Origin of the sequence: Streptomyces angustmyceticus, from assembly GCF_040701845.1 — a bacterium.
In the GTDB taxonomy this organism is placed as follows: domain Bacteria; phylum Actinomycetota; class Actinomycetes; order Streptomycetales; family Streptomycetaceae; genus Streptomyces; species Streptomyces angustmyceticus_A.
Map to the genome: position 1 here is coordinate 1 of NZ_JBFBHQ010000037.1, position 20846 is coordinate 20846.

The 20846-nt window shown below is 72.3% G+C and carries 19 protein-coding genes; 9 read left to right on the forward strand and 10 right to left on the reverse strand.

Annotated features, from left to right (window positions below; all coding sequences use genetic code 11):
- The coding region (locus tag AB0411_RS36015; protein ID WP_366421450.1) for a L,D-transpeptidase at positions 1-579 on the forward strand (579 nt) is incomplete at its 5' end.
- A 290-nt stretch (positions 580-869) separates the two neighbouring features.
- Here AB0411_RS36015 and AB0411_RS36020 read toward each other — a convergent pair.
- The 5 genes from AB0411_RS36020 to AB0411_RS36040 all read right to left on the reverse strand — a co-directional run bounded on the left by AB0411_RS36020 (position 870) and on the right by AB0411_RS36040 (position 7450).
- Positions 870-1490: a hypothetical protein gene (locus AB0411_RS36020; RefSeq protein WP_366421451.1), complete on the reverse strand. Its 621-nt coding sequence runs from the start codon at positions 1488-1490 to the stop codon at positions 870-872.
- A gap of 273 nt (positions 1491-1763) precedes the next feature.
- Positions 1764-3875, reverse strand: a complete 2112-nt coding sequence (locus AB0411_RS36025) for a PTS fructose transporter subunit IIABC (RefSeq protein ID WP_366421452.1) — start codon at positions 3873-3875, stop codon at positions 1764-1766.
- A gap of 405 nt (positions 3876-4280) precedes the next feature.
- Positions 4281-5228, reverse strand: a complete 948-nt coding sequence (gene pfkB, locus AB0411_RS36030; protein ID WP_366421453.1) for a 1-phosphofructokinase — start codon at positions 5226-5228, stop codon at positions 4281-4283.
- Positions 5225-6001, reverse strand: coding sequence for a DeoR/GlpR family DNA-binding transcription regulator (locus tag AB0411_RS36035; protein ID WP_366421454.1), 777 nt, complete (start codon positions 5999-6001; stop codon positions 5225-5227). Before AB0411_RS36035 ends, pfkB begins: the two co-directional genes overlap by 4 nt.
- 447 nt (positions 6002-6448) lie before the next feature.
- The gene (locus AB0411_RS36040) at positions 6449-7450 is read right to left on the reverse strand and encodes a sigma-70 family RNA polymerase sigma factor (protein ID WP_086716255.1); all 1002 of its coding nucleotides are present in this window, start codon (positions 7448-7450) and stop codon (positions 6449-6451) included.
- Between the two features lie 185 nt (positions 7451-7635).
- On the opposite strand from AB0411_RS36040, the gene AB0411_RS36045 reads away from it, so the two are divergent.
- Together AB0411_RS36045 and AB0411_RS36050 are read left to right on the forward strand one after the other, a co-directional pair.
- Positions 7636-8268 (forward strand): GNAT family N-acetyltransferase, encoded by a 633-nt coding sequence (locus AB0411_RS36045; protein WP_366421455.1) that lies wholly within the window; start codon positions 7636-7638, stop codon positions 8266-8268.
- A gap of 319 nt (positions 8269-8587) precedes the next feature.
- Positions 8588-9160 (forward strand): hypothetical protein, encoded by a 573-nt coding sequence (locus AB0411_RS36050; protein WP_366421456.1) that lies wholly within the window; start codon positions 8588-8590, stop codon positions 9158-9160.
- A gap of 95 nt (positions 9161-9255) precedes the next feature.
- Here AB0411_RS36050 and AB0411_RS36055 read toward each other — a convergent pair whose 3' ends face one another.
- A complete protein-coding gene (locus AB0411_RS36055; protein WP_366421457.1) occupies positions 9256-9855 on the reverse strand; it encodes a pyridoxamine 5'-phosphate oxidase family protein in 600 nt (199 codons plus the stop codon).
- A 248-nt stretch (positions 9856-10103) separates the two neighbouring features.
- Here AB0411_RS36055 and AB0411_RS36060 point away from each other — a divergent pair, with 248 nt between their 5' ends.
- Positions 10104-11153 carry a questin oxidase family protein gene (locus tag AB0411_RS36060; protein ID WP_366421458.1) on the forward strand — a complete coding sequence of 350 codons (1050 nt, stop codon included), beginning with the start codon at positions 10104-10106 and terminating at the stop codon, positions 11151-11153.
- Between the two features lie 163 nt (positions 11154-11316).
- Here the strand turns inward: AB0411_RS36060 and AB0411_RS36065 are convergent, their stop codons facing one another.
- The gene (locus tag AB0411_RS36065; RefSeq protein ID WP_366421459.1) at positions 11317-12078 is read right to left on the reverse strand and encodes a MerR family transcriptional regulator; all 762 of its coding nucleotides are present in this window, start codon (positions 12076-12078) and stop codon (positions 11317-11319) included.
- Between the two features lie 374 nt (positions 12079-12452).
- On the opposite strand from AB0411_RS36065, the gene AB0411_RS36070 reads away from it, so the two are divergent.
- Positions 12453-12950, forward strand: a complete 498-nt coding sequence (locus AB0411_RS36070; RefSeq protein WP_366421460.1) for a MarR family winged helix-turn-helix transcriptional regulator — start codon at positions 12453-12455, stop codon at positions 12948-12950.
- Positions 12951-13147: 197 nt separating this feature from the next.
- On the opposite strand, the gene AB0411_RS36075 is transcribed toward AB0411_RS36070, so the two are convergent.
- Both AB0411_RS36075 and AB0411_RS36080 read right to left on the reverse strand, forming a co-directional pair.
- Positions 13148-14671 carry an MFS transporter gene (locus AB0411_RS36075; RefSeq protein WP_366421461.1) on the reverse strand — a complete coding sequence of 508 codons (1524 nt, stop codon included), beginning with the start codon at positions 14669-14671 and terminating at the stop codon, positions 13148-13150.
- 120 nt (positions 14672-14791) lie between these two features.
- Entirely contained in the window at positions 14792-15454 is a 663-nt protein-coding gene (locus AB0411_RS36080) for a TetR/AcrR family transcriptional regulator (RefSeq protein WP_366421462.1), read from the reverse strand.
- 497 nt (positions 15455-15951) lie between these two features.
- Here AB0411_RS36080 and AB0411_RS36085 point away from each other — a divergent pair, with 497 nt between their 5' ends.
- Positions 15952-17199, forward strand: coding sequence for a M6 family metalloprotease domain-containing protein (locus tag AB0411_RS36085; protein WP_366421463.1), 1248 nt, complete (start codon positions 15952-15954; stop codon positions 17197-17199).
- A 66-nt stretch (positions 17200-17265) separates the two neighbouring features.
- Here the strand turns inward: AB0411_RS36085 and AB0411_RS36090 are convergent, their stop codons facing one another.
- A complete protein-coding gene (locus AB0411_RS36090) occupies positions 17266-17931 on the reverse strand; it encodes a TetR family transcriptional regulator (protein WP_366421464.1) in 666 nt (221 codons plus the stop codon).
- A gap of 67 nt (positions 17932-17998) precedes the next feature.
- Between AB0411_RS36090 and AB0411_RS36095 the strand changes: the two genes are divergently transcribed.
- The 3 genes from AB0411_RS36095 to AB0411_RS36105 all read left to right on the forward strand — a co-directional run bounded on the left by AB0411_RS36095 (position 17999) and on the right by AB0411_RS36105 (position 20660).
- Positions 17999-18199 carry a hypothetical protein gene (locus AB0411_RS36095; RefSeq protein ID WP_152105119.1) on the forward strand — a complete coding sequence of 67 codons (201 nt, stop codon included), beginning with the start codon at positions 17999-18001 and terminating at the stop codon, positions 18197-18199.
- Positions 18196-18519, forward strand: coding sequence for a hypothetical protein (locus AB0411_RS36100; RefSeq protein WP_366421465.1), 324 nt, complete (start codon positions 18196-18198; stop codon positions 18517-18519). Before AB0411_RS36095 ends, AB0411_RS36100 begins: the two co-directional genes overlap by 4 nt.
- A gap of 635 nt (positions 18520-19154) precedes the next feature.
- Complete coding sequence (locus AB0411_RS36105) at positions 19155-20660, forward strand: IPT/TIG domain-containing protein (RefSeq protein WP_366421466.1); 1506 nt, start codon at positions 19155-19157, stop codon at positions 20658-20660.
- The last annotated feature ends 186 nt before the right edge of the window (positions 20661-20846 follow it).

Consider the following 20846-nt stretch of genomic DNA (forward strand, 5'->3'; position numbering starts at 1 on the left):
AAGATCACCATGAAGATCGACCTGGACGGCGTGAAGGGCGGCCAGGGCATCACCGGCGTCCAGTCCAAGACGGTCTCCTTCACCATCGGCCGCTCCCAGGTCTCCACCGTCGACATGAACACCCAGACCATGACGGTCAAGCGGGACGGCAAGACCTACAAGTCCATCCCGATCTCCGGCGGCAGCCCCGAGCACCCGACCTACAACGGCCAGATGGTCATCTCGGAGAAGTTCGAGCAGACCCGGATGGACGGCTCGACCGTCGGCTTCGGCGGTGAGTACGACATCAAGGACGTGCCGCACGCCATGCGTCTGTCGTCGTCGGGCACCTTCCTCCACGGCAACTACTGGGGCAGCCCGTCGATCTTCGGCAACTCCGGCACCAGCCACGGCTGCGTCGGCCTGCGGGACAACAAGGGTGGCGGTGGCGACACCCCGGCCAAGTGGTTCTACAACGAGTCGCTGGTCGGCGATGTCGTCATCGTGAAGAACTCGCACGACAAGACCGTCCAGCCCGACAACGGCCTCAACGGCTGGAACCTGTCCTGGTCCGACTGGAAGGCGGGCAGCGCGGTCTGACGGACTGCGGCCGCTGAGCCTGCACGCGAACGGCGGTGGCCGGTCCCCGGGAGGGGGCCGGCCACCGCCGTTTTGTCCGGAGGCCGGCCACCGCTGTTTCGGCCGGAGGAGTCGGGCGGCGCCGGGCGGCCTTCCGCAGGGGCCGGGCCTCCGCAGTGCCGGGCGGCCGCAGGGCCGGGCGTCCGCAGGCCCTGCGGACGCCCGAACGCCGTCGGTTGCCGCACCTGCACGCAGGCAGCGGCCGCCGGAGCTCCGGCGGCCGCTGAACGTTTCTCGGGGGTCGTACGGACCTACGGGTGGTAGCGCTCGGCGATCTTCGCGGCGACGCCGCCCTGCACGGTCACCCGGACGTCGACGGTGCCCATCCTGGCCGCCTTGCGCAGGTCGCCAAGGGTGCACGCGGTGGTGCCGTAGCCGGGGCCGTCCGTGTGGACGCGGCCGTCGGGGGCCTCGCAGAGCGCCGCCGCGCCGAGCGCCCTGGTGCTGCCGGCGATGTAGAACGCCTGCTCCGGGCCGTAATCCGGGGCCACCGAGAGCTTGTCCTCGGTGAGCCACTTCAGCTTGCCGACCCAACTGCCGCTGACGCCCTTGAGGCCGGCCGGGGCATCGCCCTGCCCGGCGGAACCACCCGTCGCGGCACCCTGGCCGCCGGCCGTGCCCCTCCCGGGGGCGCCCTTGTCCGTCCCGGTCGCGGAGTCGCCGCCCGCCTGCCCGCCCGCCGAGGGGCCGCCGGACGCGGCGCTCTCCGCCGTCGAACCACCGGACGCGTCCTGGCCGCTCGACGCGGAGGGCACGGCCGACGCCTTGTCGTCCCCGTGCCGGCAGGCGGTCAGCGACAGCGCCGCGGCCGCGACGAGGGAGGCGGCGGCGACCCGGCGCCCGCGGCGCAGGGTGGTGGTGGAGAGCGACATGAGGAGTCCCCCGACTGGTGAGCGGATGAGTGAGCGGGCGGTGAGCGGACCCGTCGGCCTGGCACCCCTGACTCTCGTCGCGGTCGCTAAAGGTCTGCTAACGCACCGGTAACCACGCCTTACGCCCCGTCAGCGCGCGTTCGGCGGGCGGGCAGAGGGAGGTCGGCACATGCGCCGAGGCCCCCGCCGGGTGTCCGGTGGGGGCCTCGGGACGGCCGGGCAGCGGCCGCGCGGATCAGGCCGCCGCCTACGCCTCAGGCGGCGGCCTTCGTCTCAGGCGGCGGCCTTCACCTCGGCGCCGCCGTCGGCCGGCGCGTCCGCCGCGCCGGTCCCCCGCGGCGAACGGAGACCCTTGAGGAGGATCACCAGGGCCGCGCTGACACCCGTCCCCGCGGCGATGGCGAGCAGGTAGACGAACGGCTGGCCGATCAGCGGGACGACGAAGATGCCGCCGTGCGGGGCGCGCAGGGTGCAGCCGAAGGCCATCGACAGCGCTCCGGTGACCGCCCCGCCGGCCATCGCGGCGGGGATGACGCGCAGCGGGTCGGCGGCGGCGAAGGGGATCGCGCCCTCGGTGATGAAGGAGGCGCCGAGGACCCAGGCCGCCTTGCCGTTCTCCCGCTCGGCCTTGGTGAAGAGCCGCCCGCGGACAGTCGTGGCCAGGGCCATCGCCAGCGGCGGCACCATGCCGGCCGCCATCACCGCGGCCATGACCTTCAGGCTGCCCTCGTTGGGGTTGGCGAGGCCGCCGACCGCGAAGGCGTAGGCGACCTTGTTCAGCGGGCCGCCCAGGTCGAAGCACATCATCAGGCCGAGTATCACGCCCAGGATGATCGCGTTGGCGCCGGTGAGGCCGGACAGCCAGTCGGTCAGGCCCTTCTGCAGCGCGGCGATCGGCTTGCCGATCACGAGGAACATCAGGAAGCCGACGACCGCCGAGGAGATCAACGGGATGACCACGACCGGCATGATGCCGCGCAGCACCGCCGGGACGGCGACCCGCTGAATCGCCATCACCACCGCACCCGCGATCAGTCCGGCGATCAGACCGCCGAGGAAGCCCGCGTTGATGGTCAGCGCGATGGCGCCGCCGACGAAGCCGGGCACCAGGCCGGGCCGGTCCGCCATGCCGTACGCGATGAAGCCCGCCAGCACCGGGACGAGGAAGCCGAACGCGACGTTGCCGACCTGGAAGAGCAGGGCCGCCCAGCTCGTGGACTCGGTCCACAGGAAGTGGTCGGCGACGGACGGCGCCTTGTTGATCGTGTAGCCGCCGAGGGCGAAGGCGAGCGCGATGAGCAGGCCGCCCGCGGCGACGAACGGGACCATGTAGCTGACGCCGGTCATCAGCCACTTGCGCAGGCGGGTGGCGAAGCCGTCGCCCGTGGCGGCGTCCTTGTCCATGGGCGCGGCGGCGCGCGCGGGGACGGCCGTCTCGCCGCGAGCGGCCTTCTGCCGCACCTCGGCGATGAGTTCGGCGGGGCGGTTGATGCCCGCCTTCACCCCGACGTCGACGGTCGGCTTCCCGGCGAACCGCTCCTTCTCCCGGACCTCGACGTCATGCGCGAAGATCACGCCGTCCGCGTCCGCGACGAGCCGCGGATCGAGCCGCTTGAACCCCGCCGAGCCCTGGGTCTCGACGAACACCTCGACACCGGCGGCCTGCCCGGCCTTCTCCAGCGACTCGGCGGCCATGTAGGTGTGCGCGATGCCGGTGGGGCAGGAGGTGATGGCGACGATACGGAAGGGGGCGGGGGCGGAGGGGGCCTCGGCAGCAGCGGGCTCCGGCTCGGGGGCGGGCTCCGCGGCAGCGGCGGGCTCCGGCTGGGTGGCTGGTGCCGCCGCGGGCGCCGGTTCCGCCGCGGGCGCCGGTTCCGCCGCGGGCGCCGGTTCCGCCGCGGGCGCGTCCGTTGGCGGCTCTCCGGCCGGGGGCTCCTCCGTGGGCGCGTCCCCGCGGATCAGTGCCGCCGTGCGCTCGGCCTCGGTGGCGGACCGCAGCGCGCCGGTGAAGGACTCGTCCATCAGGTGCCGGGCGAGGGTCGAGAGGATCGACAGGTGGTCGGCGTCGCCGCCCGCCGGGGCCGCGATCAGGAAGATCAGGTCGGCCGGGCCGTCCGGCGCCCCGAAGTCGATACCGGAGGCGCTGCGTCCGAAGGCCAGCGTCGGCTCCGTGACATGCGCGCTGCGGCAGTGCGGGATGCCGATTCCCCCGTCCAGGCCGGTCGGCATCTGGGCCTCCCGTGCGGCCACGTCCGCGAGGAAGCCCTCCAGGTCGGTGACCCGACCGTGGGCGGCCATCCGCTCGGCCAGGGACCGTGCGGCGGCGTCCTTCGTTTCTGCGGACAGGTCGAGGTCGACCAGTTCCGCGGTGATCAGCTCACTCATCGCGGGCTCCCTTGCGCGCGGTACCGCCACGGGGGCGGTGGGGACGGAACGGGGGGTGGCGAAAGCGCCTCCCGGCGACGGCCGGAGGGCGGGATCCAGGGGTGGCGGGGGACCAGGAGAGAGGTCGCGGGGGCCCAGGAGGCAGGAGGGGCCGGGAGACCGCAGAGGACCGGACCGGGGCGTGGGACCAGGAGGCCGCGGCGGCGGACGGGCCGGGCTCGCGGCACCGGCTCGGAACTCCGGCCGCGTACACGGCAGTCCGCCGGCCGGCAGCGGCAGGCGCCGGGCCGACGGCAGCCGTCACCCGGCCGGGAACGGCAGACACCCGGCCGGGAACGGCAGTCACCCGGCCGGGAACGGCAGTCACCGGACCGGCCGCCGCCCCACCCGGTCTCCCCGCGGCCCTCATGACACCGGCTCCGTCAGGACGCGGTCGAGCGGCACCGCGTCGGTGGTCGTCACGGCCGAGGTCTCCAGATCGGCGGGGGTCGGCATCTGGCTGCCGGGCAGTTGGACGGCGGCCGCGCCATGGGCCAGGGCGGCGGCCAGGGCCATCGGCCCCGTCCCTCCCGCGGTGAGGAAGCCCGCGAGTGAGGCGTCGCCCGCGCCGACATTGCTGCGGACGGCGGCGACCGGGGCGCTGCCGAAGTAGGCGCCCTCGTCGTCGACCAGGAGCTGGCCGTCCGCCCCCAGGGAGGCCAGGACGGCGCGGGCTCCCCCCGCGCGCAGTTGCTCGGCGGCCTTGACCGCGTCGCCGAGGGTCGTGAGCGGGCGGCCGACGGCCTGCGCCAGCTCCTCGGCGTTCGGCTTGACGACGTCGGGGCGTTCGCGCAGCGCCGCGGTCAGCGACGGGCCCGAGGTGTCCAGGGCGATCCGGGCGCCGGCGCGGTGGGCGCGGGCCACCAGCTCCGCGTACCACTCGGGCGCCAGGCCGCGCGGCAGGCTGCCGCAGCAGGCGATCCAGTCGGCCCCCGCGGAACGCTCGCCGACCGTGCCGAGCAGCGCCTCCGACTCGTCGGCGGTCAGCTCGGGCCCGGTCGCGTTGATCTTCGTCAGGGTGCCGTCGGGTTCGGCGACCGAGATGTTGGAGCGGGTCTGGCCGGCCACCGCCACCTCCGCCACCTCGATGCCCTCGGCACCCAGCAGTCCGGCCAGCGCCGCGCCGGCCGGACCGCCCAGGGGCAGTACCGCCAGGGTGCGGTGTCCGGCGGCGGCCACCGCCCGCGAGACGTTGACGCCCTTGCCGCCGGGGTCGATCCGGTCGGCGGTGGCCCGGAGCACGGCCCCGCGGTCCAGCGCCGGGATCTCGTACGTCCGGTCCAGGCTGGGGTTGGGGGTGACGGTGAGGATCATGCACGTACCACTTCCGTGCCCGCGCGTTCGAGGGCGAGGGCGTCGTCGGGGCTCAGTCCGGTGTCGGTGATGAGCAGGTCCACGTCCGACAGCTCGCCGAAACGGGCGAAGTGCTGCTGCCCGAACTTGGCGGAGTCGGCGAGGAGGACGACCCGGCGGGCGGCGGCGATCAGTGCCCGCTTGACGGCGGCCTCCGCGAGGTCGGGGGTGGTCAGGCCGCCGTCGAGCGAGAAGCCGTTGGTCGCGAGGAACAGCACATCGGCGTTGATCTCGCGGTAGGCGCGCAGCGCCCAGTCGTCGACCGCGGCCCGGGTACGGCGCCGGATGCGGCCGCCGACGAGGTGGAGGGTGAGCCCGGGGTGGTCGGCCAGCCGTGCGGCGACCGGCAGGCCGTGGGTGACGACGGTCAGCTCGGCTTCCAGCGGGATCTCGGCGGCGAGCCGGACGGCCGTCGTCCCCGCGTCCAGGATGACGCTCCCGGAGCCGGAGCCTTCGCCGCCGGGGAGCTCGGCGAGTGCGGCCCGCGCGATGCGCTGCTTCTCGTCGGCGGCGACGGCGTCCCGCTCCGCGAGGTCGGGCTCGAAGTCCAGGCGGCCGGCCGGAATGGCCCCGCCGTGCACCCGGCGCACCAGGCCGGCCCGGTCCAGCGCCTTCAGGTCGCGCCGTACGGTCTCGGCGGTGACCTGGAACTCCTCCGCCAGGGACAGCACATCGACCCGCCCGCCTTCACGGGCGAGCCGCAGAATCTCCTGCTGGCGCTCCGGTGCATACATCTGCGTCTGTGTCCGTTCTCATGCCCGAACCTGTGGTTTCACCGCGATACTACGCCGGGATTCCCGCGGAGTAAACACAAACGGACTCCACTCGGACTCAAACAGACATGCACAGGCAGACGTGGAGCCGCAGGGAGACCGACAGGGGTCCGTGGCGCACACGTCTCCAGGAACGGGCCGGGCGCCGCCGGGAGGCCGGCCGGACGCGGTCAGGAGGCAGGCCGGGCGCCGCCGGCGAGCGGGCCGGGCGCGGTCAGGAGGCAGGCCGGACCCCGTCGGGGAAAGGCCGGACACACCCCGGACCGCCCCTGACCCCGCGACCCCGACCCCGGCCCCGGCCCGGACACAGCGGAGCCCCGCTGCCGCGAAGGGCACCGGGGCTCGTCCGCTACGGACACAGGTCTCGCCATGGGCGGGGGCTCGGGCGCGCGACGGGGCGCGCACCCGTCAAGCGGCCGCGTCGAATCCCGTGTCACGCGCCATCCGCTTCAGCTCCAGCAGGGCGTGCTTCTCTATCTGCCGGATCCGCTCGCGGGTCAGACCGTGCTGCTTGCCGACCTCGGTCAGCGTGCGCTCACGGCCGTCCTCGATGCCGTAGCGCGCCTTGATGATCGAGGCGGTGCGGTGGTCGAGGCGGTCGATCAGGTCCTCCAGCTCCTCGCTGCGCAGCAGCGAGAGCACGGACTGCTCGGGCGAGGCGGCGGAGGTGTCCTCCAGCAGGTCGCCGAACTGGGTGTCGCCGTCGTCGTCCACCGACATGTTGAGGCTGACCGGGTCGCGCGCCCAGTCGAGGACGTCGGTGACGCGCGCGGGCGTGGAGCCCAGCTCGCCGGCGACCTCCGCCGGCTCCGGGTCACGGCCGTTCTCGCGGTTGAACTCGCGCTGCACCCGCCGGATCCGGCCCAGCTCCTCGACGAGGTGCACGGGCAGCCGGATGGTGCGCGACTGGTCGGCGATGGAGCGGGTGATGGCCTGGCGGATCCACCACGTCGCGTACGTCGAGAACTTGAAGCCCTTGGCGTAGTCGAACTTCTCCACGGCACGCACCAGACCGGCGTTGCCCTCCTGGATCAGGTCCAGCAGGGGGAGTCCGGCGCGTGGGTAGCGGCGGGCGACCGCCACGACCAGGCGGAGGTTGGAGCGGATGAAGATGTCCTTGGCCTTCGCACTCTCCTCGACCAGCGCTTCGAGCTCCTCGCGCCCGGCGCCCGCGGCGTTGCCGTCGGTCACCTCGCCGTCCAGGATCTGCTGGGCGTAGACGCCCGCTTCGATGGTCTGCGACAGCTCGACCTCCTTGGCGGCGTCGAGCAGTGGCGTACGCGCGATCTCGTCGAGGTACATGCCGACCAGGTCGCGGTCGGCGATCTCCCCGCCTACGGCGCGAACACTGTTGGCCCCGTCAGAACCGCTGCTGCTTTCCTGACGTCGGGCGACGGCACGGGTTGCCATGCGTGTGCTCCCTTTGCGATGAGTCGGTCGCGGGACGATGGGCGGATCGGAAGGGGCATCGCACCCGATGCTCACCGAGCGACCCGTCCGAAGGAAACAACGGCTGGAATCCGGACAGAATTCCCACGCCGCCCCGCTATTTTTCTGATCATGCAGTACCCTGCGCGCCCACCTAGGGAGGACACATGCTGCGTGAGCAGGGGGAAGTGCAGGTCAGGGCGGGCACGGAGGCCGACCTTCCGGCCCTCACGGATCTTTACAACCACTACATCCGTGAGACATGCATCACCTTCGACCTGAAGCCCTTCACCCCGGACCAGCGCCGCCCGTGGCTGCTCTCCCACCCCCAAGACGGACCGCACCGCCTTCTGGTTGCCCAGGAGGCGACAGATCGGACGAAAAAGCCGCAGAACGGGCCGGTGAGCGGGGCTCACCCCGGGGCGGCGGCGTCCGGGACGACGGCAACCGGGGTGACGGCCTCGTCCGGGGCCGGGCACCCCGGAGGTCCCCTGCTCGGCTACGCGACCAGCAGCGCGTTCCGCCCCAAGGCCGCCTACGCCCCCTCCGTCGAGGTCACCGTCTACTGCGCCCCGCACGCCGCCGGCCGCGGCATCGGCACGCTGCTCTACACGTCCCTGTTCCGGGCACTGGCCGACGAGGACGTCCACCGCGCGTACGCCGGGATCACCCAGCCGAACGAGGCCTCCACCCGCCTGCACACCCGCTTCGGCTTCCGGCACATCGGGACGTACACGGAGGTGGGCCGCAAGTTCGGCCGCTACTGGGACGTGGCCTGGTACCAGAAGGATCTGGACTGAGGACCTGGGCTCCCTCCGGACCCGGCTGAGGCCCACCCCGGGCCGCGAACCGGGCCGAGGAACCGGGTCGAGAACCGGGCCGAGGAACCGGGTCGAGGCCGCGCCGCAGGGACGCACCGCAGGGGCCGCCGTCCCGCCACCAGGCGCTCCCTGCGGCCCCGGCTTCCCACCGCCCTGGCCGTCCGCCCCCGCCGCCACCGGCCTCGGCACCCCTCCGCACTCTCCCCTCCCCCGCCGTTCCGGTTGCCGCCGACGGCCCCCTGGTGTCGCCTGGACAGGAGGGGCAGCGGGACAGCGGGGCGAACGAGAGGAGCCCGTCATGGACCAGCACGCTCAGCGGCACGGTGCGAAGGCCGCCCGCTCACACGGCACCGTCGACGGGGAACACGGCGCGACGGCGGACGCCCGTTCCCGCGACCCGCAGCGGACCTCGCTGCCGGCCGGCCGGGCCGGCCTGGCGGAGCGGGCCAAGCACCTCCCGGCGACCGTGGCCCTGCCGCTCATCACGGCCCTCGCCTTCGGCCTCTTCACCATCTTCCGCACCCACACCGACGGCACCAAGGGCGGTCCGGCCATGCTGTACGGGCTGGCCGCGTTCGTGATCTCCGGGGCGCTCGGGCTGGTGGTGGCCCACTTCCAGTCGTCCCTGCTCACCGAGACCCGGGCACTCGCCTACGGCGCGCTGTTCGGCTGCTCCATGGGCTGGGTGTACAGCCTCGGCGGGGAATCCATCCTCAAGTCGTGCGCCTTCGGCCTCACCTTGGGCGCCGTGATGTTCGTCGCCTCCCTCTACGTCTTCCGCACCCACCGCGTCCGCGAGCCGCACGGCCGTCACCGCCCCCACCACCACAAGCACCCCCGCAGCCCCAGCCTCCCCGTGGCCACCCACTGAGGCGTCCGCGCAGGCGCCCCACGGAGCCTGGGCCGCAGGCGTGGCGACCACGCAAACGGCAGCCACGGAGACTCGGCCAAAGGTTCGCGGGCCCCTCACTCCACCCGGAGCGCCGGATCGTCCGACGTCCGCCGGATGGTGCGCAGCGGCCGCCCCGGTGCCCAGCTCTCCAGCACCACGTACGCGTCCGCGGAGTACGTACGCACCGCCTCCGTCAGCTCCGCCCGGAAGAGGTGGAACGGCTCCGGCGGCCCCACGGCCGCGGCATAGCGCGCGACCACCGCGGGGTCCGTCACCTCCACGGCCCGCCCGGACACCCGTACGTCACCGCGGGACAGATCGGCGCCCGGCCCCGGATTGGCGTGCAGCGAGAAGCGGGGGTCGCGCCGCAGGTCGAGCGCCTTGCGCGAGCCGACCATCATGCCCAGCCACAGCTCCCCGTGGCGGAAGTCCGCCTCCAGGCCGGTGAGCCGCGGCGCCCCGTCCTTGCGGAGGCTCGCCAGCACATGGTGCCGGTACGCGGTGAACCGCTCCCGCACCCGCCCGGCGAACTCCGGCACCTCCGCCTCGACCACCGACCAGCCGACCGCCTCGCCCCCGGCACCACCACGGCCCGCACCGCCCTCACCGCGCGCGGCACCCTCGCCGCCCTCGGAACCCTCAACGCTCCCGCCACGTGTGCTCCCACTCGTCATGACGGCCACTCTCCCCGCAATACCTGACACCTTCTGTCGGGTAGGGAGACGGGTTCGGGGCGGTTCGAGGCAGGCGCCGCCGTCACCGGCCCCGGGCCGCTCCCGAACCGGCCTCGGACCGGCCTTCGCCCCATCGGCCCTGGTCTCCGCCCGCCGCCTTAAGCCCGGCGGCGTAAGCCGGAAGACGGTCGGCGGCGTAGGCCGGAAGCCCGTTACGCGTGCCGACGCGCGCTCCTAGCCTCCACTTCATGGAGCCCACTACCGGCACACTCGACGAAGCCCTGCTGCGCCTGCACGCCTCCGGCCCCGAGTTCCGGGGTTTTCTGAGCAATCACGGGCCGATGGCCGTGGAAGCCATGATCCGCAACGGCCAGGCCCGCACCGTCCACCGCTGGCTCGACTCCTACGCGGCCAAGCTGGAGGACGTACCGCGTGCCCGTGCCCGGATCACCCCGGACAACTGGCGGGCGGCGCTGGGCGATCCGAGCCGGGTCACCGACTGGACCGCGTACTTCACCGACCAGATCGCCGAGCGGCCCTGGCGTGAGCTCCTTGCCACCTGGTGGCCGCGCCTGCTGCCCGGCATCGCCGGCGCCGCCACCCACCCGGCGATCCGTGTGGGCCACGCCGTGCGCAGCCTGCTGACGGACGGTGAGGACGCGGCGCGGGTCGCGGAGTTCGCCCATGCCCTCGGCTACTGGGCCGCCCGCCATCTGCCCCTGCCCGCCGCCGTACGCCCCGCGGGCCGCGCCACCCCGGCCGAGGCGCTGGCCGCCCTCCCCCGCATCGCCGACCAGCGCGTCACGCCGGCGGACGGCTACGCGCAACTCCCCGGCACTCCCGCGTGGTTGAGCACCACCGAGTCCTTGTACGTTCCCGAGGATCCCGAGGCCGCACGCGCGGGCCTGACCGCGCTCGTCCGCGCCGCCACCCTCAACTACGCGGACCACGGCCACGGGAACGGCATCATGCTGGTGCACGCCGCCACCGCGCCCAATGCGGTGCTGCGCACCCTGCCCGCCCTCCCCCGGGACCTGTGGGCGAGCTCGTACGCGGCGGCCTGGGCGGCGACGTCCGCGATCACCGCGATCTACGCCGCCGACGCCCCGCGGCCGGCCCCGGACGCCGCCTCGGCCACGCCCGGAGAGGTCTTCGAGCGGGCGGTCGCCCACGGCAACGAGCATGCGATCAAGTTCGCGGACACCGCGCTGGACGTGGCCGCCGCCTCCGAGGACGGCGACACCCGCGCCCTGTCGGCGGCCCTGAACGCCCTCGCACTGATCGACGAGGACGAGTGACGAGCGCGCCGGGCGGCCCGGACCAGGGCGAGCGGCGAGCGGCGAGCGGCGAGCGGGAAACGGCAATGCGCCTCGCCCGGCGCTCGTGCCGCCGGGCGAGGTGCATTGCCGTTTTTTGCGGCAGGCTCGGGACGGGTGGTCCCCGTGACCGGCCGGTCCCGGGTCAGCCGAGCCGGGTGGCGGCGTACGCCTCGATGGCGTCCCCCTGGTAGGCGGCCAGGCCCGGCGCGATGGCCTCGTACGCGGCGCGCCAGGCCTCGTTGTCCACGCAGGAGCGGCCCATCGCGCGGTACTCCTCGGTGGAGACGGCGCGCAGGTCGGTCAGGGCCCGGTACTGGGCGTCGATCTCGGCCTGGACGGGCTCGGCGCCGGCCGGGTGGCCGGCGGTCATGAGCTCGGCCAGCCGGATCATCTGCGCCGTACGCTCGCGCTGCCCGGCCTCGACGTCCTGCGGGGTCATCCCGGCGACCCTGCGGGCGACCTCCTCGGCGTGCCCGGGAAAGTCCCGCAGGCTGTCCTCGTACTGGGCGGGCCGCACGCCCTCGAACAGGTTCTCCGGTCGGTTGACGGTCGTCATGGTGGTGCCGTCCTTCCTGGACTGCTCCAGTTCGGCGATCGTGCGGGAGACGGTGCGGGCCAGCGCGTCGATCCGGTCCCGCTCGGCGAGAAGCCGCTGGTGGTGGCCGCGCAGGGCCGCCACCTCGTCGACCTGGTCCGCCAGGACCCTGCCGATCTCCGGCAGCCCCAGGCCCAGCGCGCGCAGCACGAGGATCTGCTGCAGCAGCAGGAGCTGGTGTTCCGCGTAGTAGCGGTGGCCGTTGGCCCCGATCCGGGCGGGCGGCAGCAAGCCGATCTCGTCGTAGTGCCGCAGGGTCCGGGCCGTCACGCCCGACATCCGGGCGACCTCCGCGATCGGCCAGTCCATCGCCGTCCCCCTCACGGTCGCTTCACCGGGCCGGCGTTTCCGGCCCCGTTCAGGACGGTAGAAGCTGCCGCAGCGGCAGCTTCAACCCCTGGATCCGGGCTCATCCGGATTCTCCTCCGCGACCGTGCAGAGCCGCCCCGGCCACCTCGGCCGCCCCCGTCGCCCCCGTCGGGACGCGGCCCCCATGCCGGAGAGCGCGCACCGGTCTTGCGGACAACGCAACCTCGCGGCGGCACACTGGGCAGTAGTCGGTGCGCGGGACGATCCGACCGCCGCGGACGACGAACCCCTCAACGGTTCAAACGTCGAGAACCGGGGCAGATCGACGTTATTCAAGCTTAAACAACTCTCCGAGTGGTGAGAGAGTGGATGGTATGAGCATCGAACCCGCAGCAGAGCCGCGCTGGCTCAGCGACGAGGAGCAATTCGCCTGGCAGTGCTACCTCCACGCCACCACGCTCCTGGAGGATCACCTCGACCGCCAGCTGCAGCGGGACGCCGGAATGCCGCACGTCTACTACGGCCTGCTCGTCCAGCTCTCCCGTGCTCCGCGGCGCCGGATGCGGATGACCGAACTCGCCCAGAACGCCAAGATCACCCGCTCCCGGCTCTCGCACGCGATCGCACGGCTGGAGCGGAACGGCTGGGTACGGCGCGAGAACTGCGCCTCCGACAAGCGCGGCCAGAACGCCCACCTCACGGACGAGGGAATGCGGGTCCTGGAGAAGGCGGCCCCCGGTCACGTCGCCGCCGTACGCGCCGCGATCTTCGACCGGCTCTCCCCGGAGCAGGTCTCCCAACTGGCCGAGATCTGCCAGGTCATGGTCGAGGGACTGCAACCGAAAGGCGCCGACCTCCCCTGGCTCCGCTGACGGATCAGCGGGGCCGGAGGAGGCCGGCGACAGCGGGAAGGCGGGCGGGCTCACGAGCGGGCCCGCTGATGCATCAGGTAGGAATGCGGTAAGAGAACGGCGGGGGCGGCGGGCCGACGACGCGGCCCAGCCGGCCCGCCGCCCCGTACAGCCGCCCTGCTCCGCCGCCCCACGGGCCCCGCCTCACCCTCGCATGATCAGTGCGCCATCACCGGAACGTGCACCTCGTCCTCGTGGGCCGCGCCCTCGCCGTCCTCCGACGAGGCCATCTGCCGGCCGCCGCCCGGGTTCCCGGCGTTGATGAAGGTGAAGGCGATCACGCCCGCCAGGGCCAGGATGCCGACCGCCCACCAGATGGCGGTGGTGTAGCCGTGCACCATCGACTGGAGCTTGAGCAGATCCAGCGAGCGCGCACCGGCCGCATGCGAGGTGGCGTACGCGGTGGTGGCACTGGCCGCGATGGTGTTCAGCAGAGCCGTACCGATCGCGCCGCCGACCTGCTGCGAGGTGTTGACCATCGCGGAGGCGACACCGGCGTCCCGCGGCTCCACCCCGTGCGTGGCCAGCGACATGGCCGGCATGAAGGCCGTACCCATACCGAGACCCATCAGCAGGAAGCCGGGCAGGATCAGCGCCGGGTAGGACGTGTCCAGGTCGATCTGGGTCAGCACCAGCATGCCGAGCGCGGCGACCGTGAAGCCCGGCGCCATCAGCAGCCGCGGGCGGACCCGGGTCATCAGCCGGGCGCCGATCTGCGTCGAGCCGGTGATCATGCCGACGATCATCGGCAGGAACGCCAGACCGGTCGTGACCGGCGTGTAGCCCTTCACGATCTGCAGGTAGTAGGTCAGGAAGAGGAAGAGACCGAACATGCCGATCACGGCCAGGCCCAGCGACGCGTAGATGCCGGCGCGGTTCCGCTCCGCGACCACCCGCAGCGGCAGCAGCGGGGCCTTCACCTTGGACTCGACCAGCACGAACGCCAGCAGCAGGACGACGGCCGCGGCGAACAGCGCGAGCGTCCAACCGGCCAGCCAGCCGTCGGACTCGGCCCGGGTGAACCCGTAGACCAGCGAGACCAGGCCCAGCGTGGCCAGGATGACGCCGGGGACATCCAGCCGGGAGGTGTTGCGGCTGCCCGCGGGCTCACGGATGACCAGGTACGCGCCGGTCGCGGCCACCACGGCGAAGGGAATGTTGACGAAGAACGTCCAGCGCCAGTTCATGTACTCGGTCAGCACACCACCGAGGATCAGACCCACGGCGCCGCCACCACCGGCGATCGCACCGAAGATGCCGAACGCCTTGGCGCGCTCCTTGGCCTCGGTGAAGGTCACGGCCAGCAGCGACAGCGCGGCCGGCGCCAGCAGCGCACCGAAGACACCCTGCAGCGCACGCGCGCCCAGCAGCATCCCCTGGTTGACCGCGGCCCCGCCGAGGGCGGAGGCGACCGCGAACCCGGTCAGGCCGATGATGAAGGTCCGCTTGCGTCCCCACAGGTCGGCGACGCGCCCGCCGAAGAGCAGCAGCCCGCCGAAGGCCAGCGCGTAGGCGGTGATCACCCACTGCCGGTTGGCGTCGGTGATACCGAGGTCCTGCTGCGCGGAGGGCAGCGCGATGTTCACGATGGTCGCGTCGAGGACGACCATCAGCTGGGCGAGGGCAATGAATATCAGCGCTTTCCAGCGCCGGGGATCGACGTATGCGGCTGTTTCGGGCATGGCGGTATCCACCTAGTGGTGCAGTGAGCGAACAGGAGCGGAGAACGGGACGAACAGGACGGGTGGGACGGCTGGGACAACAGGCGGAAGGCATCGGGCCACTACGGCCCGCGGCCCGGTCTACGAGCGGCGCCTCAGATCGTCCAAGGTGGCCGCGGCACCGGGAAGTTCGGAACGGGCGGGCGCCTGCAGACCGTCCAGGAACAGCTGCAGATGACGGTGCACGAACTGGTCGAAGTTCGGGCAACTGCTGCCCGGCAGCGGCCGGGTGAGCTGGGTGATCGCGACCATCAGGTCACCGACCGCGATATCGGTGCGCAGCTGGCCGCTGTCGCGCGCCGCGCCCATCACGGCCTCGACGGCCGCCTCCAGGCGATCGCGCGCCGCGACCAGATCGGGGTGATCCCGGTCGACCCCGTCGGAGAGCAGCGGGCACAGGGCCCCGATCCGCTCCTCCACGGCCGCGTGGACGAAACGCCTCAGCGCTTGGAAAGCATCGGACTCCTCGGCAAGGGCACGCTCCGCGCGGTCCGCGGTACGGGACATGACGGCGAGCGTGACGTGGTGGATCAACTCCAGGCGATCCGCAAAGTGACGATAGAGCGTCGCATTGCCGACACCCGCACGTCGAGCGATTTCATCGAGCGGGACCTCGGACCCGAACTCGACCATCGTCTCGCGCGCGGCCGCAACGATCCGTTCCCGGTTGCGCAGCGCATCGGCCCGCAGACGGGGCGGCTGCCCCTTGCTCCCGGTCTTCGCGCAGGCGGCGACAGCGGCCACGGCAGCTCACTCCCCTCAACTCTCGGCATTTCCGCAGGTCCGGATTCCCGGGCCGCCCGCGCCCCGCGCGCCCGGTCGGGTGAACCGACGGGCGGCTGACGAGCGGAGGACCGGCCGACGAGCGAAGGAGCCGGCGGCCGGCCGGGACCCGGCGCGAACCGGGGAAACGCTCCCCGGTTCATCCGGACGTCCGTGCAAACGGGGAGATGGTCCCCGGATATTTCCCGCCCGCACGTGACCTGAGCCACACGCGACCGCTTCCCGTCCGGCGCTCGGCACCGCCCACCCCGTACGCGGCCGGGCCACGCCGGGCCGGGCCACCGACCGGTCGCCCCGCCACCCGGACCGACCCGGCCCCCTCCCGGCCGGCCCCGCACCCGGGCCGGGCCACCACCAGGCCGCCCCCTCCGCCCGTACCGACCCATCCGGCCCCGCCATGCCTCCGGTTGACGTAACCCCGCGCGCGAGCGGTCCCCCGTCATCACAAGGTGATCGATATGAAGCACAAGGTATCGGCGGTTCTGGCCGCGGGTGCGGCCACCGCGGCCGCTGCCATAGCCCTGGGCTCGCCGCCCAGCGCCGTCGCCATACCTGCCGTGCCCGGCGCCTCGCCGAGCGGCCCCTGCGCCCTGCGCGGCATCACCGACGACGTCGCCGAAACCGCGGAAACCCCCGCCGGCTACGCCCGCTCGTCCGGCACCGTCAGGGCACTCACCCTCTTCATCGATTTCCCGGACGCCCCGGCCACGCTGTCCCCCCAGGCCCGGTTCGCCGAGTTCTTCCCGGCCGCGACGGACTACTTCCGCACCAGCTCGTACGGCAGGCTGACCTACCGCCCCGTGCCGCTGTTCCGGTGGATCCACATGTCACGCCCGCTCGCGGCGTACGGCATCGGACGGGGCGCCAACTTCGACCCGGCCTCCGACGACGGCTACCACGCCCTCTCCCGGGAGATCGTCCGCGCCGTCGATCCGGTCGTCGACTTCCGCGACTACGACGTCATCAACGTCATCGCCACCCCCAACGCGGGCCCGCCCGCGACCCGCACCGTCCTGTCGGTCACCTTCAGCGGCGGCGACATGGGCCTGAGGACCGCCGACCGGGTGCCGTTCCGGAACGCGTCCTTCATCTGGAGCCGGCAAACCGGGGTGAGCGCCTTCCGCGTCCTCAACCACGAGAACGCCCACAGCTTCGGCCTGCCCGACCTCTACTACACCGACGACCGCGACGACCCGCCCGCGGCGGGGCACTGGGACCCGATGGACGAGGACTGGGGCCCGAGCAACGACTTCGTCGGCTGGCACAAGTGGAAGCTGGGCTGGCTGTCCCCGGATCAGGTGCACTGCGCCCCGCACCGCGGGACACCCGGCGAACACACCCTCACCCCGATCTCCACCCCCGGCGGCACCAAGATCGTCGTCATCCCGACCTCCCCCCGTACCGCCCTGGTCGTCGAGGCCCGCACCCGCAGCGCGCTCGACCCCACGGTCTGCCGCCCCGGCATCCTCGTCTACCGCGTCGCCACCGACGTCCCCTCGGGCCGCGGCCCCCTCCGCGTCGTGGACGCCACCCCGCACAGCGACGGCTGCTACCAGGACAGCAAATACGTCGACCCGGAACTCACCGACGCCACCTTCCTCCCCGGCGACACCTACACCGACCGCCGCAGCGGCGCCGCGGTCACCGTCCTGACGGAAAACCCGGACGGCACCTACCGCGTACGGGTCACCCCGGCCCGGGGCTGACGAAGACGGGCCCGGGAAACGGACACCCCGGCGCGCGCCCGCCGAAGACGAGTACCGCGCACGCCCCTACTCCCGCCCTCCCCCGCCGTCGTCCCCCCGCCCCTCCTCCCGCCAGTGGCGTCGCCCGATGCTGATCAGCCGCAGCTGCCGGCGCGCGACCCGCACCACCTGCTCGGCCGCCCCCTCGGCCCCGTCCGCCTCCGCATCGAGCAGCGCCGCGGCCGTCGTCACCAGCCGGTCCACGTACAACTCCGCCAGCATCCGTACGTCGTCATCGCGCCAGCCCTCCGACACCGGCTGGGACTTGAGCGCCGCCGCGACCTCCTCCGCGAACCGGCCCAGCTCGTCCGCGATGGCCTGCCGCACGGCCCGTACGCCGCCGTGCCGTTCGCGCGCCACGAACCTGATGTGCAACGGATACCGGCGCACGTGCTGCTCGACGACCGCGACCGTACGGTCGATCCGCTCCTCGGCCCCGTCCTGCTCGGCGAGGATCGCCCGCACCATCACATGCAGGCTGCCCAGCGCCTCCTCGACCAGGACGACGCCCAGCTCCCCCATGTCCCGGAAGTGCCGGTAGAACGCGGTCGGGGCGATCCCCACCACCCGCGTCACCTCCCGCAGCCCCAGGCTGCTCAGGCTCTGCTCCTCCAGCAGGCCGAGCGCCGCGTCGAGCAATGCCTGACGGGTCTTCTGTTTCTGGGCCTGCCGGACTCCAAGACTGTGACTCATGTCATCCAGTAAACAACCGTTCTCCGAACTACTCCACCCGTGGGCAGTCGTAGACTGAAGGAACTGAGTGAACAACTGTCCTCTGGAATCGGAAAGGAAGATCATGCTCTTCCTCGTCGCAGCCCTCCTCCTGATGGGGATCATGCTGGGCACCGCGGCACACCTCCCCGTCCCCGTCACCCTGGTCGCGGCCGCCGTCATCGCCGGCTGGCTGCTCGTCTTCTTCCTCCGCGAACGCCGCCATCACGACGAGGTGACCTCCCGATGACCACGCTCAGCGAAACCGCCCGGACGACCTCGCCCGCGCAGACCATCGAGCCCCGGGCCCCGCACCGGCCCACCTCCCGCCTCCGCCCCCAGGCGGACGGCATGGCCGTGGCCTCCTTCATCCTCGGCCTGCTCGGCACTTTGGTCCTCAACGTCGTGCTCGGCCCCTGCGCCCTGGTCCTCGGCGGCCTGTCCCTGGCCCGCGGCACCACCCGCCGCGGCCGCGCCCTCCTGGGCATCGCCCTCGGCATCGCCGACCTCCTCCTCCTGGCCTTCCTCACCACCACGGACGGCACGGTCAGCTGGCACATCGGCGGCTGACGCCCCACCCGGGCCACCACGACATACCGGCCCGACCACGCACACACTGCCGATGGCGGTGGTCCACCCCGACCACCGCCATCGGCATTGCCGTCGCCGTCGCCGTCGCCACAAGCAACGGCAACCACCCCCATCCCCAACAGAAGCGAACTACAGCGAACGCATCAGCCACCCTGCGAGAGGCTCAGGCCTTTCCTCCGTCCTCCGCGCCTCCGTGGGCCTTGCGCATAATGGCGAAGCCGCAGGTCAGAGCCTCAACTGAGGGAACCCCTGGAACGCCTCTTCCCGAATTCGGGAACAGCTGTGCCGTTCTCGCAGGTCGGCGGAGCAACAGGGCGTTCCTGACGGTGCGGCACCTTCTGGTCTCAGCGCTGGGCCATTTTCCAAGAGCCGCGCGGACGGGCGGCGTGGAAGCCTCAGCGTCACATGGCTCGGCGAACCGCCCGCAGGTATGGCGAAGGGCCAACGCGGTGAACCTGGTCCGCCTGAAGGCAGAAAGGCGCCGGACATTGCAGAGAGGAAGGTCTGATTGTGCCGATCCACTCCGACGGTCGGTTCGGCACAGATCTGCCCTGATGCTGCCGAAAGGCCGTCGCGCCTCCGCACCGGCAAACCTCCGAGGAGCAGGAACGACGATGGCATCCGATCCGGCAATCGCCCAGGTGACCATGACGCTGGCTGCCCTTGCAGCCACCGGGAACACCCCGCGTCCCTCCGGGGAAACCCTGGAGCAGCAGACCAACCGCATCATCACCGGCATCAACGCGCAACTGCACGATCCCACCCTGGCGACCCAGGGCGAGTGGGAGCTGGTGTGGCTCGCCCTGAGCGAGGCCAACGCCAATATGGCCTACCTCGTACGGAGCACCAACGGCTCGAACGAGTTCGCCGTGGTCGCTCGCGGAACGGACGCCGATTGGACCGACATCCTCGAAGACCTCGAGGTCGGCACGGTCGTCCCGTTCCCCGAAAGCGGGTCGCCGAAGCCCGTCTACGTTTCCAAGGGGGCAAAGGACGCGTTCACACGAGTGGTCACCACCCGCTCGATCGCCTCTCCCTCCCCGAACGCCACGCTCGCTCAGGCGCTCTCCGTCGCGCTCAAGGCGGCGCCCTCCTCGCCGCAGCCGACCATCTATCTGACCGGTCACAGCCTGGGCGGTTGCATCGCCAGCATGCTCGCGCCGTACCTTCAGGCACAGACCTGGCCGAAACAGCCGAAGTTCGCGGTGATGACCTATGCCGCTCCCACCGCCGGCGTGCAGAGCTTCGTCGACTACTTCAACTCCGTGCCGTGGGTCATCGACGAGCGCCAGAACAACGCCTACGACCTGGTACCGCACGCGTGGACCGATCTCGACACCACCACCGGCTGGTACCCGAGCCCGGGACCCCAGGCGACCGAAGAAGTGAAGCTGCTCATCGGGGCGATCGCCAAGCGCACCAACGGCAACATCTACGTCCAGCCCGGCACGCTCTGCCTGATGAACACCGGATACACGAGCCTTTCCGAGAAGCTGGTCAACAAGACCACCCAGGACTTCCTCGGCCAGGTCGCCTACCAGCACGCCAACTCCACCTACCTGGAGCTGGTGGGGGCGCCTGACGTGCCTTCCCCGCCGGTGGTGACCGACCTGAGCCCCACCTTCGGCGCCGCAGGCGACACGGTGACCATCAACGGCAAGGATTTCAGTCCGGACAGCAAGGTCGACTTCGGCAAGTTCGCCTGCGCCGACCGCGACACCGTCATCGACCCCTCCGGCCTCAAGATCACCACCAAGGTCCCCGCCGGAACCGGCGTCGTCCACGTCCGCGTCACCAACACCCTCGGCACATCCCCGGCCATCGCCATGAGTCAGTTCGCCTATGGCGGCCCCGCACCTGTGGTGGTCAGTGGGGTCAGCCCGACGAGCGGGAAGGTCGGCACCCCGGTCACCATCAACGGCTCGGGCTTCGCCAAAGGCGCCACCGTGCACTTCAAGGACAAGCCGTCCGGCTCGGTCCAGTTCGTCTCGACCGGCCAGATCACCGCAACAGCGCCCGATCTGCTCGACGTCCAGCAGACGGTGAACATCACCGTGACGGTGGGCAAGGCCACCTCTCCCACCAGCCCGGACGACGAGTTCACCTACACCGGACGGTAGCGTCCGCATGCCCCGGTCCCGGGCGAGGTTCGCCGCAGGGCAGTTGCCCTGCGGCGAGCAGGCCACGGAGCTGTGCGGCACGGCGAGCAGCTACCGGGCGACCAGGTGTCCAAAGCCCCGGAGAGACGCGGTCGGGCCGTGCTGAGCGCCGCACCGTCCACCCAGCGGGCCAGGACAACTTGCCGC

Excerpts from the sequence above, each read along its gene's own strand:
- AB0411_RS36020 (WP_366421451.1), bottom strand. The coding sequence starts at position 1,490 with ATGTCGCTCTCCACCACCACCCTGCGCCGCGGGCGCCGGGTCGCCGCC.
- AB0411_RS36025 (WP_366421452.1), bottom strand. The coding sequence starts at position 3,875 with ATGAGTGAGCTGATCACCGCGGAACTGGTCGACCTCGACCTGTCCGCA.
- pfkB (WP_366421453.1), bottom strand. The coding sequence starts at position 5,228 with ATGATCCTCACCGTCACCCCCAACCCCAGCCTGGACCGGACGTACGAG.
- AB0411_RS36035 (WP_366421454.1), bottom strand. The coding sequence starts at position 6,001 with ATGTATGCACCGGAGCGCCAGCAGGAGATTCTGCGGCTCGCCCGTGAA.
- AB0411_RS36040 (WP_086716255.1), bottom strand. The coding sequence starts at position 7,450 with ATGGCAACCCGTGCCGTCGCCCGACGTCAGGAAAGCAGCAGCGGTTCT.
- AB0411_RS36045 (WP_366421455.1), top strand. The coding sequence starts at position 7,636 with ATGCTGCGTGAGCAGGGGGAAGTGCAGGTCAGGGCGGGCACGGAGGCC.
- AB0411_RS36050 (WP_366421456.1), top strand. The coding sequence starts at position 8,588 with ATGGACCAGCACGCTCAGCGGCACGGTGCGAAGGCCGCCCGCTCACAC.
- AB0411_RS36055 (WP_366421457.1), bottom strand. The coding sequence starts at position 9,855 with ATGACGAGTGGGAGCACACGTGGCGGGAGCGTTGAGGGTTCCGAGGGC.
- AB0411_RS36060 (WP_366421458.1), top strand. The coding sequence starts at position 10,104 with ATGGAGCCCACTACCGGCACACTCGACGAAGCCCTGCTGCGCCTGCAC.
- AB0411_RS36065 (WP_366421459.1), bottom strand. The coding sequence starts at position 12,078 with ATGGACTGGCCGATCGCGGAGGTCGCCCGGATGTCGGGCGTGACGGCC.
- AB0411_RS36070 (WP_366421460.1), top strand. The coding sequence starts at position 12,453 with ATGAGCATCGAACCCGCAGCAGAGCCGCGCTGGCTCAGCGACGAGGAG.
- AB0411_RS36075 (WP_366421461.1), bottom strand. The coding sequence starts at position 14,671 with ATGCCCGAAACAGCCGCATACGTCGATCCCCGGCGCTGGAAAGCGCTG.
- AB0411_RS36085 (WP_366421463.1), top strand. The coding sequence starts at position 15,952 with ATGAAGCACAAGGTATCGGCGGTTCTGGCCGCGGGTGCGGCCACCGCG.
- AB0411_RS36090 (WP_366421464.1), bottom strand. The coding sequence starts at position 17,931 with ATGAGTCACAGTCTTGGAGTCCGGCAGGCCCAGAAACAGAAGACCCGT.
- AB0411_RS36100 (WP_366421465.1), top strand. The coding sequence starts at position 18,196 with ATGACCACGCTCAGCGAAACCGCCCGGACGACCTCGCCCGCGCAGACC.
- AB0411_RS36105 (WP_366421466.1), top strand. The coding sequence starts at position 19,155 with ATGGCATCCGATCCGGCAATCGCCCAGGTGACCATGACGCTGGCTGCC.